Source organism: Candidatus Arsenophonus nilaparvatae (assembly GCF_045346035.1).
Taxonomy (GTDB): Bacteria; Pseudomonadota; Gammaproteobacteria; order Enterobacterales; family Enterobacteriaceae; genus Arsenophonus; species Arsenophonus nilaparvatae.
This window is the reverse complement of sequence record NZ_CP158507.1, coordinates 1,713,493-1,731,484: the sequence shown is the minus strand read 5'-3', so window position 1 is coordinate 1,731,484 and position 17,992 is coordinate 1,713,493. Positions and strand designations below refer to the sequence as shown.

13 protein-coding genes and 1 pseudogene are annotated in these 17,992 nt (G+C 36.1%); 10 read left to right on the top strand and 4 right to left on the bottom strand.

Annotated features, from left to right (window positions below; translation table 11 throughout):
• Positions 1–6 precede the first annotated feature (6 nt).
• Positions 7–3,231, top strand: a complete 3,225-nt coding sequence (carB, locus tag WH390_RS08405; RefSeq protein WP_032115092.1) for a carbamoyl-phosphate synthase large subunit — start codon at positions 7–9, stop codon at positions 3,229–3,231.
• 74 nt (positions 3,232–3,305) lie between these two features.
• Here carB and WH390_RS08400 read toward each other — a convergent pair whose 3' ends face one another.
• Complete coding sequence (locus WH390_RS08400; RefSeq protein WP_032115093.1) at positions 3,306–3,962, bottom strand: DedA family protein; 657 nt, start codon at positions 3,960–3,962, stop codon at positions 3,306–3,308.
• A gap of 407 nt (positions 3,963–4,369) precedes the next feature.
• Between WH390_RS08400 and exbB the strand changes: the two genes are divergently transcribed.
• Positions 4,370–5,308, top strand: a complete 939-nt coding sequence (gene exbB / locus WH390_RS08395; RefSeq protein WP_032115094.1) for a tonB-system energizer ExbB — start codon at positions 4,370–4,372, stop codon at positions 5,306–5,308.
• 6 nt (positions 5,309–5,314) lie between these two features.
• A complete protein-coding gene (gene exbD, locus WH390_RS08390) occupies positions 5,315–5,743 on the top strand; it encodes a TonB system transport protein ExbD (protein ID WP_032115095.1) in 429 nt (142 codons plus the stop codon).
• A gap of 1,169 nt (positions 5,744–6,912) precedes the next feature.
• Here exbD and rdgC read toward each other — a convergent pair.
• Positions 6,913–7,821 carry a recombination-associated protein RdgC gene (gene rdgC, locus WH390_RS08385; RefSeq protein ID WP_406850558.1) on the bottom strand — a complete coding sequence of 303 codons (909 nt, stop codon included), beginning with the start codon at positions 7,819–7,821 and terminating at the stop codon, positions 6,913–6,915.
• 626 nt (positions 7,822–8,447) lie between these two features.
• Here rdgC and WH390_RS08380 point away from each other — a divergent pair.
• Entirely contained in the window at positions 8,448–9,620 is a 1,173-nt protein-coding gene (locus WH390_RS08380; RefSeq protein WP_187290942.1) for a porin, read from the top strand.
• A 263-nt stretch (positions 9,621–9,883) separates the two neighbouring features.
• Here the strand turns inward: WH390_RS08380 and WH390_RS08375 are convergent, their stop codons facing one another.
• Positions 9,884–10,492, bottom strand: coding sequence for a nitroreductase family protein (locus tag WH390_RS08375; protein ID WP_032115098.1), 609 nt, complete (start codon positions 10,490–10,492; stop codon positions 9,884–9,886).
• Between the two features lie 283 nt (positions 10,493–10,775).
• On the opposite strand from WH390_RS08375, the pseudogene phoB reads away from it, so the two are divergent.
• The 3 genes and pseudogenes from phoB (at position 10,776) to brnQ (ending at position 14,467) form a co-directional block, all read left to right on the top strand.
• Positions 10,776–11,455: pseudogene (phoB, locus tag WH390_RS08370) on the top strand (phosphate regulon transcriptional regulator PhoB).
• Positions 11,456–11,480: 25 nt separating this feature from the next.
• Positions 11,481–12,788, top strand: coding sequence for a phosphate regulon sensor histidine kinase PhoR (phoR, locus tag WH390_RS08365; protein ID WP_032115099.1), 1,308 nt, complete (start codon positions 11,481–11,483; stop codon positions 12,786–12,788).
• A gap of 374 nt (positions 12,789–13,162) precedes the next feature.
• Entirely contained in the window at positions 13,163–14,467 is a 1,305-nt protein-coding gene (gene brnQ, locus WH390_RS08360; RefSeq protein WP_032115100.1) for a branched-chain amino acid transport system II carrier protein, read from the top strand.
• Between the two features lie 67 nt (positions 14,468–14,534).
• On the opposite strand, the gene WH390_RS08355 is transcribed toward brnQ, so the two are convergent.
• Positions 14,535–15,149 carry an ACP phosphodiesterase gene (locus WH390_RS08355; protein WP_052044841.1) on the bottom strand — a complete coding sequence of 205 codons (615 nt, stop codon included), beginning with the start codon at positions 15,147–15,149 and terminating at the stop codon, positions 14,535–14,537.
• A gap of 106 nt (positions 15,150–15,255) precedes the next feature.
• Here WH390_RS08355 and queA point away from each other — a divergent pair, with 106 nt between their 5' ends.
• The 3 genes from queA (at position 15,256) to yajC (ending at position 17,974) form a co-directional block, all read left to right on the top strand.
• The gene (queA, locus tag WH390_RS08350) at positions 15,256–16,326 is read left to right on the top strand and encodes a tRNA preQ1(34) S-adenosylmethionine ribosyltransferase-isomerase QueA (protein ID WP_032115101.1); all 1,071 of its coding nucleotides are present in this window, start codon (positions 15,256–15,258) and stop codon (positions 16,324–16,326) included.
• 89 nt (positions 16,327–16,415) lie between these two features.
• Positions 16,416–17,534 (top strand): tRNA guanosine(34) transglycosylase Tgt, encoded by a 1,119-nt coding sequence (gene tgt / locus WH390_RS08345; protein WP_032115102.1) that lies wholly within the window; start codon positions 16,416–16,418, stop codon positions 17,532–17,534.
• Positions 17,535–17,641: 107 nt separating this feature from the next.
• Positions 17,642–17,974, top strand: a complete 333-nt coding sequence (gene yajC / locus WH390_RS08340; protein WP_032115103.1) for a preprotein translocase subunit YajC — start codon at positions 17,642–17,644, stop codon at positions 17,972–17,974.
• The last annotated feature ends 18 nt before the right edge of the window (positions 17,975–17,992 follow it).

Sequence of the window (17,992 nt, the reverse complement as noted above, 5' to 3'; positions counted from 1 at the left end):
CGAAAAATGGCGAAGCGGACAGATATCAAAAGCATCCTGATTTTAGGTGCAGGTCCAATTGTTATTGGCCAAGCTTGTGAATTTGATTATTCAGGTGCACAAGCGTGTAAAGCACTACGAGAAGAGGGTTATCGAGTTATTTTAGTTAATTCCAATCCGGCGACAATCATGACGGATCCGGATCTAGCTGATGCGACTTATATTGAGCCAATTCAGTGGGAAGTGGTACGCAAAATTATTGAAAAAGAACGTCCTGATGCGATTTTGCCTACGATGGGAGGGCAAACTGCTTTAAACTGTGCTTTAGAATTAGAGCGTAAAGGCGTATTAAAAGAATTTGCTGTTACCATGATTGGCGCAACGGCTGATGCAATTGATAAGGCAGAAGATCGTCAGCGATTTGATAAAGCAATGAAGAAAATCGGCCTTGAAACAGCACGTTCAGGAATTGCTCATTCCCTGGAAGAAGCGTTAGACGTAGTAGCAAAAGTAGGTTTCCCATGTATTATTCGCCCTTCATTTACCATGGGCGGTTCGGGTGGTGGTATTGCATACAACCGTGAAGAGTTTGAAGATATTTGTCTGACAGGTTTAGATCTTTCACCGACCAACGAATTATTGATAGATGAATCGCTGATTGGTTGGAAAGAGTATGAAATGGAAGTGGTGCGTGACAAAAATGATAATTGCATCATTATCTGTTCTATTGAAAATGTCGATGCAATGGGGATCCATACGGGAGATTCTATCACTGTCGCACCCGCTCAAACATTAACTGATAAAGAATATCAAATCATGCGCAATGCATCGATGGCAGTGTTGCGAGAAATTGGTGTAGAAACTGGTGGTTCAAATGTTCAATTTGCCGTTAATCCTAAAACTGGCCGCTTAATTGTTATTGAAATGAATCCACGAGTATCACGTTCTTCGGCCTTGGCATCTAAAGCAACTGGTTTTCCTATTGCTAAGGTTGCAGCAAAACTTGCCGTAGGTTATACACTTGATGAATTAATGAATGATATTACCAGAGGACGGACACCTGCTTCTTTTGAACCTTCTATTGATTATGTCGTGACTAAGATCCCACGCTTTAACTTTGAAAAATTTCCGGGTAGTAATGATCGTCTGACAACACAGATGAAATCTGTTGGTGAAGTAATGGCTATTGGGCGAACTTTTCAAGAATCAATGCAAAAAGCATTGCGTGGATTAGAAGTTGCCGCAACGGGTTTTGATCCTAAAGTAGATTTGGATGAATTCGACTCGTTAACAAAAATTCGCCGTGAATTGAAAGATGCTGGTGCTGAACGTATCTGGTATATAGCCGATGCTTTCCGCGCAGGTATGTCTGTGGATGGTGTATTTAATCTAACCAATATTGATCGTTGGTTCTTGGTACAAATTGAAGAGCTTGTTCGTTTAGAAGAGAAAGTTACTGAGTTTGGCATTAATGGCTTATCAGCAGAATTCTTGCGGCTATTGAAGCGAAAAGGGTTTGCTGATATTCGTTTGGCTAAATTAGTCGGTGTTTCTGAAGCTGAAATCCGTAAATTACGCCAAAATTATAAACTGCATCCTGTTTTTAAGCGAGTTGATACTTGTGCAGCAGAGTTTGCTACAGATACCGCTTATCTCTATTCCACTTATGAAGATGAATGTGAAGCCAACCCCGACAATAGCAAATCTAAGATTATGGTACTCGGTGGTGGACCAAACCGTATTGGTCAAGGAATAGAGTTTGATTATTGCTGTGTTCATGCTGCGTTGGCGTTACGTGAAGATGGCTATCAGACAATAATGGTAAACTGTAATCCTGAAACGGTTTCTACTGATTATGATACATCTGATCGTCTTTATTTTGAACCAGTAACTTTAGAAGATGTATTAGAAATAGTCAGGGTCGAACAACCTGAAGGTGTAATTGTGCAGTATGGTGGCCAGACACCTTTAAAATTGGCGCTTGCCTTAGAAGAAGCGGGGGTTCCAATTATTGGCACTAGCCCGGATGCGATTGATCGCGCTGAAGATCGAGAACGTTTTCAACAAGCAGTGGCCCGTTTAGGACTTAAGCAACCAGAAAACGCCACGGTTACAACAATTGAACAGGCTATAGAAAAGGCTCACAGTATTGGTTATCCATTAGTTGTACGTCCTTCCTATGTTTTAGGCGGGCGAGCAATGGAAATTGTTTATGATGAAACTGATTTACGTCGGTACTTTCAGACCGCGGTAAGTGTTTCCAATGATGCACCAGTATTGCTCGATCATTTCCTGGATGATGCTATTGAGGTTGATGTAGATGCCATTTGTGATGGGGAAACCGTATTAATTGGTGGTATTATGGAGCATATTGAACAGGCGGGCGTTCACTCTGGTGATTCAGCCTGTTCCTTGCCACCTTATACCTTGAGTCAGAATATACAAAATGTCATGCGTGAACAGGTAAAAGAGCTGGCCTTTGAACTACGCGTTCGAGGATTAGTGAATGTTCAATTTGCGGTTAAAGATAATGACGTCTATTTAATCGAGGTGAATCCCCGTGCTGCGCGTACAGTGCCTTTTGTATCAAAAGCAACAGGAATACCACTGGCAAAAGTAGCCGCTCGTGTCATGGTCGGGCAATCCTTAGCTAAACAGGGTGTAACGAAAGAAATTATCCCACCTTATTATTCGGTAAAAGAAGTCGTATTACCATTTAATAAATTCCCTGGTGTTGATCCTATCTTAGGGCCAGAAATGCGTTCCACCGGTGAAGTCATGGGTATTGGTCGCACTTTTGCCGAAGCATTTGCTAAAGCTATGTTTGGTTGTTCTTCTACTATGAAAAAATCTGGCCGCGCATTACTTTCAGTAAGAGAGAATGATAAAGCCAAGGTTGTTGATTTAGCGGCTAAATTAATTGCGCATGGTTTTGAGTTAGATGCAACTCATGGTACCGCAATTGTGCTGGGTGAGGGCGGAATTAACCCGCGTTTAGTTAATAAAGTGCATGAGGGACGGCCTCATATTCAGGATAGAATAAAAAATGGTGAATACAGTTATATTGTCAATACTACCGCGGGCCGTCGTGCAATAGAAGATTCGAAGCTGATTCGTCGTAGTGCATTACAATATAAAGTAAATTATGATACCACTATCAATGGCGGTTTTGCGACCGCGATCTCTCTCAATGCTGATCCTACAGAGCAGGTTATATCTGTCCAAGAGATGCATAAAATGATCCAGCATTAACTATTACTGACTATTTGAAATGGCCTGTTTAACCGGGCCATTTTCTTATTCTGGGCGAATAAAATCCATAATATTTAACTGCTTTTTTTATGTTTCCAATATACGACAAGTGAGCCAATAAATCCGCTAATGAGTAGCAGTATCGGTAAAAATATTAAAATATTCATAACGATATTCTCATGGCGTTTTATAAAAGGAATTTGATTTATTGCGTAACCCAGAGAAACAATGATCCCAATCCATAATAGGCCGCTAAGCCAATTGAATAATTGAAAGCGCCGGTGGCTTAAAGTCGAAAGTCCTGCTAAAACTGGCAATAGTGTTCGCACAAAAGCTAAAAAACGACCGATCAAAAGCGCATACAAGCCTTGGTTGTTAAATAATCGGTTTGCACGATCGTGATACTCTTGTGGGATCTGTTTTAACCATTGTTTTACTAAATGGGTATCACTAAGCCAGCGTCCTTGTAAAAAACCTAACCAGCAACCTAAGCTAGCAGCAATAGTTAAAATAATAATTGTGGGAATAAAAGAAAGAACACCTTTTGCAATCAAAGCACCGGAAAGAATAAGCAACGTATCTCCTGGTAGAAATGCGGCAGGAAGAATACCGTTTTCTAATATAATAATGGTAAAAAGTACAGCATAAATAATCCATAAAATATTGGGATTATTTAGTTTAGCAAAATCATGATGCCAAATTGCCATCACGATCTCATTGAGAACTTGCATAGCTTACCCTGTTAGGAACAACCAAATGAAAAATCGATATAGTTGCCAGTTTACCTTAAAAAACTGAATTATGTTGGATTTATTCAAGCGTTAAGTATAAAAGCCAGTTAGATAAAAAATGTTTATTTGAGATAAGGAAGTATTAAAAATGGCAAATATCTGTTGCGATTATCAGTTATTAGAACAAGTCAAATTGCAGTAAAACTTATTGATAGCAGTTAAATAAATAAAAAATTCATCAAATAGTAATGATAATTACTATCAAATGATTTAATGTCTGGTATGATCACTCAGTTTTTCATAATGTAAGCGTGGTAAATCAAAATTTACTACCAATAGACTAGCTGGCATAAGTTATGATCAGCTAAAAGGATCACATTAAATAACCGAAGAGTGATAGCCAACTGATGCGTAAATTGATAGCTTCTATTTTATTGGCAATGAGTTTGATAAATATAACATTCGCCGAGACAAATCCGGCAGGTCTGTCTGAGCAGTTTCAGCCTGTTAATACACCTAACCAGCAAGATATATCCACTACAAATCAAATCCAAACGACTTCAGTTAATGAAGAGCAATCGAGCGAGAAACAGCTTGCTGCGGAAAAAAATTTAGTGAGTCTACAGCAGGAGCCTAATTTATTAACCGCACAAGGAGGATTTGATCAAGATCTTTCGATTTGGAGTATGTATCAGCATGCTGACATGGTTGTAAAGGTAGTAATGCTAGGATTAATTGTTGCTTCAATCATTACTTGGGCACTGTTTTTCTCAAAAAGCATCGAATTGATTGGAGCATACCGACAGCTACGAAAAGAACAGCAAAAACTATCTAAAGTAAAATCACTCGATGATGCGGTAGAAATTGCTGCAACATTTAAAAAAACTAGTGTTACTAGAAAATTATATGATGAAGTCGTGGCAGAAAAAACATTATCAGCTGGTAGTCATGATTTAAATGGAACCAAAGATCGCGCCAGTTTTCGCCTTGAAAGAGTGGTTGCTTCAATTAGTCGTTACATGGGACGAGGTAATGGTTATTTAGCAACTATAGGGGCAATTTCTCCCTTTATCGGTTTATTCGGTACGGTTTGGGGAATTATGAATAGCTTTATTGGTATAGCCCATTCTCAGACGACAAATTTAGCAGTTGTTGCGCCTGGTATAGCAGAAGCTTTGTTAGCCACAGCAATAGGGCTGGTAGCTGCGATACCGGCGGTGGTTATTTATAATTTATTCGCACGCATGATTAATACTTACCGTGGTCAACTGGGTGATGTAGCTGCTCAAGCGACGGTATTATTAGGTAGAGATTTGGATTTAGCTGATAGTAAAAAAGAAAGGTAAGTGCTTATGGCGATTCGTTTAAACGATGATTTAAATGATAGTGGTGAAATGCATGAAATTAATGTTACACCATTTATTGATGTAATGTTGGTTTTACTGATTATCTTCATGGTTGCTGCACCTTTAGCGACAGTAGATATTAAAGTTGATTTACCGGCTTCTGCAGCTAAACCCCAACCTAGACCGGAAAAACCGTTATTTTTGACAGTGAAAGCGAATGGTCAAATGTATGTTGGAGAGCAAAATGTCTCTCAAGAACAATTGGCATCAGCATTGGATCTAATAACCGGTACAAATAAAGAAACCACTATTTTTTTTCAAGCAGATAAAACAGTAGATTATGAAAGGATAATGGATGTAATGAACTTATTACGTAAATCTGGCTATCTTAAAGTGGGATTAGTTGGCATGGAAATGTCACAGAGTACGAAATAGAGTATTGCTAATAATGTCAAAACTGGGTAATTAAATACCCAGTATTTATTCAATTATGTTATTAATAAATCAATAGAGTTATATATTTTTATATTTAATATCCATTTTAGTTATATGGTTAATAAGTAATATAATTAATAATTCCAAATTTATTAATATAGCAAAATAATAAACTATTAATTGAAGTTAAAATATCACAACAAAAAATTTATATTCATATTTTATATTATTTAAGGTTATTAATTTCATTTTTCTTAAGCTAATAAATGAGAAGTAAATATTAGCAATTTTTTATTCATATACTAGTTAAATTCTATTTATAATATATATAATTCTAATGAATTAACTAAGCAAGATCAGTTTAATGTACAGTATAATTACCTATAAAAAATAAGGTAATTTAATTGCGTTATAAATTGACAAAATAATTTAACAAAAAACACTTGCATCAAAATAGATTTTAATTATAGAATAATTATTATAAATATTAGATAATATATTATTAATACTGCTGATAATCACTATTGATAGTAGAATCTTTGTATTTATAAATCATTTGTGTAAATAATATAGTTATGTTTACAATAGAACTTATATCTAATTGTATTTATTAGCTAATTAACATAAGCATTTACTAAGCTAGCTATGATTTACAGCTATTTTTTAGAAATTTTAATGGGCTGACTGTTTAATCACTACATACAGCAAAGTATATCAATAATGTTTAACTATATTAGTATTAACGTTATCTAGCCAAGATAACGTTTTTTTTAATCTATTTAATATTTTCAATATAAAAATTGATATATTCAATTCTCTGTTAAGTAAATAAGAAAAATTCTTATTTGCTTTTTAATATATTTATATTATTAATTTTAATAAAATTGCCGGTCTTATATAACTAAAACAGTTATTGCTATTATTTTTAGCGATAAAATCCTAATCTGAGAATCATAAATAATAATCTATATAGTTGGCAATTTTGTAATAAAAAATATATAAGTTATTACAAATAATTATATTTATTCATTTAAACAAGTAAAGGTATAGTGATATGAGTTTATTTATCATTCAGCCCAGAAGGGGGAATTTACCTAGTCGATAAAATTAAATTGGCGATTAAAAATCGCCATTCCCAGTGATTTTAGTGCATTAATAAGCCAATCACATTAAGTATTCATTTCTGCACCTAAAGCATCAATTAGGCATTTTATCAATGCACTTATTTCGTTTGTCATCAAGATATAATCAGCATCAAAACGTTGGGCAAAATCTGTTTTATCAATATCATCATTTTGTTCTTTTATTAGATCACTAAATTTTAGTCTTTTAACAGTTCCATCGTCCGAAAGAATGAATTGAATACGCTCTTCCCACTCTAATGCTAATTTTGTTACCCGTTTTTTAGCTTCAATATGGGCAATAATTTCATCGCTACATAAATCTTGTTTTTTACAACGGATCACGCCCTCTTCTTCAACAGGTGCTTTTAATTCAGCTTCATCCAATAAACTAAAACCATTGGCTGGTTGGCCCGAGCGTAGCCACTTAGTTAATGTCAGTTCGATCGGATTTTGATAACTTAAAGGAACAACTGGCAGCGAACCTAATGTTTTACGTAAAAAAGCTAGGTTATCTTCAGCACGCTTAGTACTGGCTGCATCTACGATAATCAGGTTATTGATTATATCTAACCAGATATAAGTATGACTGATTTTACTAAAAGCTCTGGGCAAAAGCGCATGAATTACTTCGTCTTTCAATGGATCTTTTTCGCTTTTTTTCAGTTTTCGCGCCTGAGCTGTTTCTAGTTTTTTAATTTTTGCTTGTAACTCTTGTTTGATAACTTGTGCTGGCAGCAGTTTTTCTTCTTTCTGTGCACAAAGTAGAATTTGATTATTAACCGAGTGTATTAGCGCTTCACTGTGAGGTCCCATCGGTGATGTCCAACCTATTTTCATCATATCTTGGCTTCCGCATGGGCTATAAGCCAGTGTGGCAAGTTGTTTTTCAAGCTTATCGACGGATAATGTAAATTCCCGATTTAAGCGGTAGATCATTAAATTTTTAAACCACATCTCAAGGCTTCCTCGTTATTCCATTTCAAAAAATCGTGGATATAATAACGGATCACACCCTTCTACCCTAGTTTTCAATTGCAATTTTTATTGCTTAAGTCAATTTTAATGGGTTTTAACCATCTGGATATGTCACTCTTATCTTAAATAATAATGTATTTATAGTGATAAATTGATTTTAAAATTAAACTTTTGCAATATAAGGTAATATTTTGTTATCCATTATGATTAAAATAAACTTCTAACAATAAAAGGATAATTTTAATAATAAGAAAAAGAATAAAAACAATATCTTGTTTTACTGATTAAATTTAATAAATAGATTGATTAATTATAATATAATATTTTATGCCAATAAATATAATGTTATTTTAAACATAAAAATAATTTTTTTATTGTATTATCACATTTGCTTTATTAGTAACTTGCTGATTTTATTTGTTAGTTTCTCATTTCACTAGTGGTGAGATTTTAATAAACCCTTATTCTTTGTTTATTTTTCAAAATATTTTCTATTTATTATTTCAGTGTAAATTTTTAAATTACCTTAAAGCAAATTGATTAACTTTATTATTTGAAGTGAGATTTTTAAATTATTTTATTAGCTTAAATTAATGGGTGTTCTTATGGTAAGAAAATTAAAACCCATCATAACATTTATTGTTACTTTATCTTTAGCACAGATTACACAGGCAACAAGTATTTATGATGATCAATATACACGTTTTGATATTTATGGGCAGATTAGATTAATAAATAGTTGGGATACTGAAAAGAATAAAACCATTATTGGTGATGATGGAAGCCGTATTGGTTTTTATGCCGAGCATAAATTGCCTCATGAGGTTAAAGTATTTGGCAATATTGAATTAGGTTTAGATACGCAAAAATCGAATAGTAATAATCCCAACAGTCGGTTTGAACTCTATAATCGCGTTGGATATATTGGTGTTTCCCATGCAGAATATGGTAAAGCACAATTTGGCCGTACTTATATGCCTATCGATTCCGTTGCAAAATCTAATTTAGGTTATAACAATACTGGAGTGCTTTATTTTGCTGATGTACTAGGTCGTAATACCGGTATATCTTCCGGTTTTGTAGCGCAACAAAATGGTAATACCATCTATCGTGGTACTGGACAGGATAATTTTACCCTACGTTTACCTAATACAATTTTTTTAGAAACACCTGCATTTAAAGGCGTTACGCTAGCAGGCAGTTATTCTAGACCCGCAGAAGGCAGTGTTGAACGTGATTTCGGTGATATTATTCATGCATATTCATTGGGATTTTTTTATCAGAACGCTTTAGGTTTCGAACTGGCGACTGGTTGGGCAGAAGCGGTAGGCGAAAAAAACCAGACAGGAAAAAAACCGCAAGACAATATGTTTGCATTGGGTGTCAAATATGTTTTTCCTGATAAAACCGCTTCAATCGGGGTTGATTATGGTCGATTACAATCAACTAATGTTGTGGTTGCAGGACAAAAACTATCGCCAACTGCAGTTACCGGGGATTGGGTAGCTCACCTTTATGGCATTACTGCAAAGTGGTACTGGCCTCAATCCGAGACAGGCTTATATGCTGGTTATGAACTAAGATCGGGCGATAAAAAAACCTTTGACTATACAAAGCAGACTTATACGTTAGGGGTAGATAAAGACTTTGCAGTAATAAAAAGTTCGCAATTACTTTTATATATAGAGATGGCCTATAACCATGTTCATAGTAAAAATCACGCTTACGAAAAAGATAATTGGCTTTTGGTTGAGACCGGTCTACGTTTCTTTTTCTAATCAAATCGGTAAATATTTACCTTATTGGTCAAAGTGATTTAGTTTATTACATAAAAGTAAAAATTAATAACAACAGCCATTTTGGCTGTTATTTTTTATTTTCGATTCAATGACCAGAGTTAATATATTTGGCAAACTTTATCTTATTAATTGATATCTTATTGCTATAAGAATGACACTAAAAAACATTTAGTTTTGTTACCCTAATGCCGTTTTGCTAATAGTTGTGACTATGGGCAAAATAAATTTTGCCGCAAATTGAGTTAATTTTTTCCAAAGACTTTGAAACGCACGTCATCGTCAATATATGTTTTTTCATTGGCTGGTTGTTTAATTGCACCAAAAACTAATTGAGCGCGTAATTTCCAAGAGTTTGGGATATGCCAACTGGCATGCACTTTTTCATCAATTAATGGATTGTAGTGTTGTAGTGATGCGCCCACTTTTTCTTGCGCCAGGCTAGTCCAAACCGCATATTGTGCCATACCACTACTCCGTTCTGACCAAACTGGAAAATTATCGGCATAAAGTGGAAATTTTTGCTGTAATTGTTCGATAACATTTTGTTCTTCAAAAAATAATACCGTACCTGCGCCGGCAGCAAAGCTATCGATTTTTTTCTCTGTCGTGGTAAATATCTCTTTAGCCACAATTTCTTTTAGTGTTTCTTTGGTAATGTTATGCCACAGTTTTTTATGTTCATCACCAAATAGAATAACTACACGCGATGTTTGCGAATTAAATGAAGAGGGCGTTTCTTTAACCGCTTCTTTAACCAATGTAATAAGTCTTTCTTCAGAGATAGGTAATAAATTATCTATATTATAAATGGTTCTTCGTTTTTTCATCATTTCAATAAATTTGTTTGGCATTATATTTTCCTTATATTAATAAGGTCATAAATTAATTATGGGTAGATAGGTTATTGATAACTATAATCTGGTCGATAAAAAATCATAGATAAAAATTTTAACCATATCGTTCAAAAATTCAGTTATTAATTAATTTTGTGAATTAGATATCAAATCTCATATCTCATATTCAGCCTGAAAATTTGCAACTTGACGAAATTCGCCACAATATTTCATAAAATGGTCATAAATATGAAATAATGGCGCCTACTAATTTGATAATGAAATAATGATAGGATCAATCATGGTAAGACGTATTCTGGTCGTCGAAGATGAAACCGCGATCCGTGAGATAGTTTGCTTTGTATTAGAACAGAATGGATTCCAAACCATTGAGGCTGATGATTATGATTCAGCTATTGTGCAGCTTATCCGGCACTCATCTTGCTAGATTGGATGATCCCGGGTGGTTCGGGTATCCAGCTTATTGCCCATATAAAGCGTGATCAACTGATCCGAAATATCCCGATTATGATGTTAACTGCAAGGGGAGAAGAAGAAGATCGGGTGCGAGGTTTAGAAATTGGGGCAGATGATTATCTGACAAAACCTTTTTCACCTAAAGAGCTGATTGCTAGAGTAAATGCAATTTTGCGTCGCGTTTCAGCTATGGTTAGCGACAATGTTATTGAAATGAAGGGGTTGAAGCTAGATCCTACCTCTCATCGGGTAACGAGTGATACAACGTCGATAGAAATGGGGCCGACAGAATACAAATTACTGCATTTTTTTATGACCCATCCAGAACGAGTTTATAATCGTGAGCAATTATTAAATTATGTTTGGGGTGTGAATATTTATGTTGAGGATCGGACAGTAGATGTGCATATTCGTCGTTTACGTAAAGCACTTGCTGTGGGTGGTCATGATAAAATGATCCAGACAGTTCGAGGTACAGGCTATCGTTTCTCTGTCCGTTATTGATTGTTGGTTATAAGGAAAAGTCGGCGTGCTTGAACGTTTGTCGTGGAAAAAATTAGTGGTTGTTCTGATTTTATTCTGTTTACCGGCATGTGGATTATCACTTTTTATTGGTCATCTATCTTGGTTGCTCGTGATTTCATTATTAGCCGCTTTGTGTTGGCATAGTTATCATTTACTGAAATTATCTGATTGGCTTTGGCTTGAACGTCGTTTATTGCCACCAACTGGACAAGGTGTTTGGGAGCCGATTTTTTATGGTATTTATCAATTACAGCAACGCAATCGTAAACGTCGGCGTGAATTGGTACAGATTATTAGGCGATTTCGGAGTGGTGCAGAATCTTTGCCTGATGCAGTTATTATCATGACAGCAGAAGGTAATATTGTTTGGTGTAATCGTTTAGCTGAATATTTATTAGGGTTTCGTTGGCCAGAGGATAGTGGGCAATCTATTTTCAATTTACTCCGCTATCCTGATTTCAACCGTTATTTTATGTTAGCCGACTATTCTGTGCCGTTTACGATAGCGTTAAATAACGGTGCGATGGTTGAATTTCAAATTATGTCTTATATTGACGACCAATTATTGATGGTTGCAAAAGACATAACGGAAAAGGTGAAATTGGAAAAATTACGCGGCGAATTTTTTGCTAATGCTAATCATGAATTACGTACACCATTAACTGTTTTACAAGGTTATTTGGAAATCATGGATGAGCAAATCGATAGTCATTCGGCTAACAAAAAAGCTTTACACTCAATGCGTGAACAATTGGCACGCATGGATAGTTTAATTAAACAATTACTTCAGCTTTCCCGCATTGAAATAGCACCACATATTAATTTGAATGAGCAGATAAATATTCCGGCAATGCTAAATACAATAAAACAAGATGTAATAAATTTAAGCTTGGGAAAGCATGAAATTATTTTTGATGTGGATAAAAAATTACAAGTTTATGGTAATGAAGAGCAACTGAGAAGTGCCATTTCAAATCTTATCTATAATGCGATTAACCATACACCGATTGGAACATCTATTCATATTGGTTGGCAACAAATTAAACAGGGAGCACTTTTTTCTATTCGCGATAATGGTCCGGGAATTGCTTCAGTGCATTTGACTCGGTTAACCGAACGTTTTTATCGAGCAGATAAATCGCGTTCACGTCAAATGGGGGGGGGTAGCGGATTGGGATTGGCAATTGTCAAACATGCATTAATACACCACCATTCCCAATTAGATATTGAAAGTCAATTAGGTAAGGGGTCGGTGTTTAGTTTTATTTTACCGTCTAGTTTAATTGTAACAACAAAAAATGGCCAAAATTAAATTTCATTTGCTGAATTTTAGTTAAACAGATTTAGCTAAATAATGCATTTGCATGAATAGATGTTAGTGTTGATTGAATTTTATACAAATCATATAACGTATATTGAGTAAACACTAAAACCAATCACTAAATAAAAAATTTATTTAAGATGTTTATTCTGCTTTTTCGATTTACTATTGCCTTTTATCATTATAAAAGTTTTACTTGTAGTCTGTTATTGGCGGATTTTTCTGTTTTTACTAAATTTATCAGGTTAATTAAATATTCTTATTGATTAAAAATCAGCAGAGATCAGCGTCAATAAATAATAAGTGGTTTAGGTTTTGGTTCTACTTAAGCTGAATTATAAATAACAACAAATTAACAAATAATTATGGCATATCGTTTAACATCTCGAGATATTTTAGCATTAGGGTTTATGACCTTTGCGTTATTTGTAGGGGCAGGAAATATTATTTTTCCTCCTATGGTTGGATTGCAAGCTGGTGAACAAGTATGGACAGCGGCAGCTGGATTTCTGCTAACAGGTGTCGGTTTGCCTGTTATTGCAGTTATTGCGCTAGCAAAAGTAGGTGGTGGCATCGAACAGCTTAGTGCTCCAATTGGTAAATGTGCGGGGTTATTGTTAGCCATTGTCGCCTATTTATCTGTTGGGCCATTATTTGCCACACCTCGTACGGCAACAGTTTCTTATGAAGTCGGAATTGCCCCACTAGTAGGCGGTGTTTCATCAATTTCATTGTTTATCTATAGCCTAGTTTATTTTGCTGTGGTGATAGTTATTTCACTCTATCCAGGACGACTACTCGATAGCGTAGGGCATATCTTAGCGCCAATAAAAATGCTTGCATTGGCTATTTTGGGCATTGCTGCGGTACTTTGGCCGGCAGGTGAACCCATTATATCAACGCCATCATATACTGAAATGGCATTTTCTAATGGTTTTATTAATGGTTATCTGACAATGGATACCTTGGGTGCGATGGTGTTTGGCATTGTTATTGTTAATGCTGCCCGTTCACGTGGTGTCGAAAATTCTGCTCTTTTAACCCGTTATACCATGTGGGCTGGATTAATTGCCGGCGTGTTATTAACATTGGTTTATGTTTCACTGTTTAAACTGGGTGAGAATAGTGGCACCTTATTACCTAATGCCAGCAATGGTGCTGATATTTTGCATGCCTATGTGCAACATACTTTTGGTAATTTTGGTAGCTTTTTCTTAGCGATACTCATTTTTGTTGCTTGTCTGGTAACTGCGGTTGGGCTCACTTGTGCTTGCGCGGAATTTTTTGCGCTTTATGTGCCGATTTCTTATCGTAAATTAGTCTGGATACTTGGCATCTTTTCTATGGTGATCTCGAATTTAGGATTGAGTAAACTGATTGAATTTTCTATTCCTGTATTAATCGCGATTTATCCACCATGTATTATATTGATTTTAATGAGTTTTACCTTGAAATGGTGGAAGTGCCCATCCAGGGTGGTTGCGCCAACTATGTTGACCAGCCTAATCTTTGGCTTATTAGGTGCGATGAAATCTTCTGAGCTTTTGCAAGCATTTATTCCTGATGTTGCGAAGAAATTACCATTTTATGTTCATGATTTAGCCTGGTTGGTACCTTCATTAATCGTTTTAGTGATTTTTGCACTCTATGATCGTATTAGCACTAAATAACACTGATATAAAGCGAGCTACCTAAAGAGTGTTATTTAATCGGTAATAAACCCTAGCCTCTAATCAGCTAGGGTTTATTTGTTTTCATTAATGGCGCTCTTTTTTCTGATAGAGTTTCGGCAAAAGCGATCATTGCTGGATAAAGTTGCCAAAAAAAAGCAGAAAAATCACGGTAATGCAGAATAAAATCATCAAAGGAGCCGATTAAATTAGCCAGTTTAGGACGCCTGCGCGCCATGCTGTTTAATACATTATTAATATATTCAGGTTTTGCATAATGGATCAGCCAGTTTTGTGACCATAAATACTCATTTAACTCTTGAAATTTTTCTGGGGTATAATATAGGTTTGGTTCAATTTGCTGGCGAGCATAATGAACAAATTGGGGTAGAGTCTGTTTTGCTTCGATTTGATCCCAATATAAAGCGAGAAAATGATCCCAAACTAAATCGAGAGTGATCGCTGCGACTCGGCGGTATGGCGGTCGAAAAAGTTGCTTGGCATTAATCACAATGGGGTGCTGGTCGGTGAATTTATCTACCTGACGATGCATTCTGATCCCGGCCACAACATCTGGTGAATATAAGCCTTCAGGATCACCGCGAACGAAATCCGCCATTAAATTTCCTAATAAGGAACTTTGTGCTCGTTGAGCTAAATGTAAGTGTGCAAGAAAATTCATAGTGTCATTATAAGTGAATTTTTAATTTTCGTGATGCTTATTTGTTGCACTGTTTTTATCGCCGCACTAGACTAGTGCGCTTGTTTTGATCAAATAGTGTAAAGAAATGCGTGTCTCTGATTTTGCTTTTAAATTACCTGATGAGTTAATAGCCCATTATCCCTTAGCCAAACGTAGTCGTTGCCGGCTACTTTCTTTGAACGGTTCAACAGGTGAACTGGCACATGGTATATTTACTGATATTGTTGATAAATTAGAATCAGGTGATTTGCTGGTTTTCAATAATACTCAGGTTATACCGGCTCGTCTTTATGGTCGTAAAATGTCTGGCGGCAAAATTGAAGTATTGATTGAACGCATATTGGGAAGTCATCGGGTGTTGGCGCATATTCGTGCTTCTAAAGCGCCCAAGGTAGGAACCGAATTATTATTAGGTGATGATGAAAGTGTCAAAGCCATTATGTTGGCAAGACACGATACGCTATTTGAAATTGATTTTCAGGATAAGCGAGATGTGTTAGCTATTTTAAATGATATTGGTCATATGCCATTACCACCTTACATTGACCGCCCTGATGAAGAGGTTGATAGAACACTTTATCAAACAGTTTATGGCCAAAGGCCTGGTGCCGTTGCTGCGCCGACAGCAGGATTACATTTTGATGAATCATTACTAGCGGCGCTGCAGCAAAAAGGGGTAGCAATGGCGTTTGTGACGCTACATGTTGGTGCCGGCACATTTCAACCTGTGCGGGTGGAGAATGTTGCTGAACATACCATGCATGCAGAATATGTTGAAGTATCGCAACAGGCTGTTGATGCAATATTGGCGTGTAAAGCGAGAGGTAAACGGGTTATTGCAGTTGGCACAACTTCGATTCGATCATTAGAAAGTGCGGCTTGTGCATGTAAAGAAGGTATTATTGGCCCCTTTTTTGATGATACTCGAATTTTTATTTACCCAGGCTTTCATTTTAAAATTGTTGATGCATTAATTACTAATTTCCATTTACCTGAGTCTACTTTGATTATGTTGGTATCTGCTTTTGCTGGCTATCAAAATACGATGAATGCCTATCAACAAGCAATCGCAGAAAAGTACCGTTTTTTTAGTTATGGTGATGCCATGTTTATCACGCACAATCCTAAAGCAGAAAGTGAAAAAGTGGCTAACTAGTTGTTAACTATTAAATTGATATCAGCAATTTATTTAACTGAATATGTAACTAACCCATCAGACTGTTTTTCTGATGCTAGAGAGGCAAAGTGAAATATGAATTACAAAGCCAAGACGGCCAAGCTCGTCGTGGTCGCTTGATTTTTGAGCGTGGAATTGTAGAAACGCCTGCTTTTATGCCGGTTGGCACTTATGGTACAGTCAAAGGGATGACGCCAGAAGAAGTTAAACAAACCGGAGCCCAAATCCTGTTAGGCAATACTTTTCATTTATGGTTACGTCCTGGCCAGGAAATAATGAAATTACATGGCGATCTGCATGATTTTATGCAATGGCAAGGACCAATTTTGACTGATTCTGGTGGATTTCAGGTTTTTAGCCTTGGTGCCATGCGTAAAATTAAAGAAGAGGGTGTTTATTTTCGCAATCCAATCAATGGCGAAAGGGTTTTCCTGAGCCCTGAAAAGTCGATGGAAATTCAGTACGATCTTGGTTCGGATATTGTCATGATTTTTGATGAATGCACACTCTATCCGGCAGAGTGGGATTATGCCAAAAAATCGATGGAAATGTCTCTTCGATGGGCAAAACGTAGTCGCCAACGATTTGATGAGTTAGCTAATAAAAATGCGTTGTTTGGCATTATTCAGGGCAGCGTTTATCCGGATTTACGTGATATATCCGTAAAAGGCCTGGTTGAGATTGGTTTTGATGGTTACGCTGTTGGTGGTTTAGCTGTCGGTGAACCTAAAGCGGATATGCACCGTATTTTAGAGCATATTTGCCCACAAATCCCGCACAATAAACCACGCTATTTAATGGGGGTCGGTAAACCGGAGGATCTGGTTGAAGGGGTTCGGCGCGGTATTGATATGTTTGATTGTGTAATGCCAACCAGGAATGCTCGAAATGGCCATCTATTTGTCACTGAAGGTGTAATTAAAATCCGTAACGCTAAATACAAATCGGATACTTCGCCGTTAGATGCCCATTGTGACTGCTATACTTGCTCTCACTATAGCCGTGCTTATTTACATCATCTTGATCGATGTAATGAAATTCTTGGTGCTAGGCTTAATACCTTACACAATTTGCGTTATTATCAACGGCTAATGGCTGAAATTCGACAAGCGATTGAAAAAGGTGAGTTTGAGGCTTTTGCAGTAGATTTTTATCGACGGATCAATAAATCGATTTCATCAAACTAGAGTATAATTTCAGTCGTGCTAATTGAATCAAATCAGTGTAGGATTTATAGGCTTGGATTAATTTTTTGAGCTAGAAATATTGTTTTAATCACAATGAGGAAATTTTGATGAGTTTGTTTATTTCTGAAGCAGTCGCTTCAGCTGGTGGTCAAGCGCAAGGAAACCCATATTCTTTGATCATCATGCTGGTTGTTTTCGGATTGATTTTTTATTTTATGATCTTACGCCCACAGCAGAAGCGAGCTAAAGAGCACAAAAAATTAATGGATTCTATTGCTAAAGGTGATGAGGTACTAACAACCGGTGGATTAATTGGCCGCGTCACTAAAGTATCTGAAACGGGTTACATTGTTGTTGCATTAAATGACACCAATGAAGTAACCATTAAACGTGATTTCGTTGCTGCTGTACTTCCAAAAGGTACAATGAAATCTATCTAATTTCTGATTTTCCCGAAG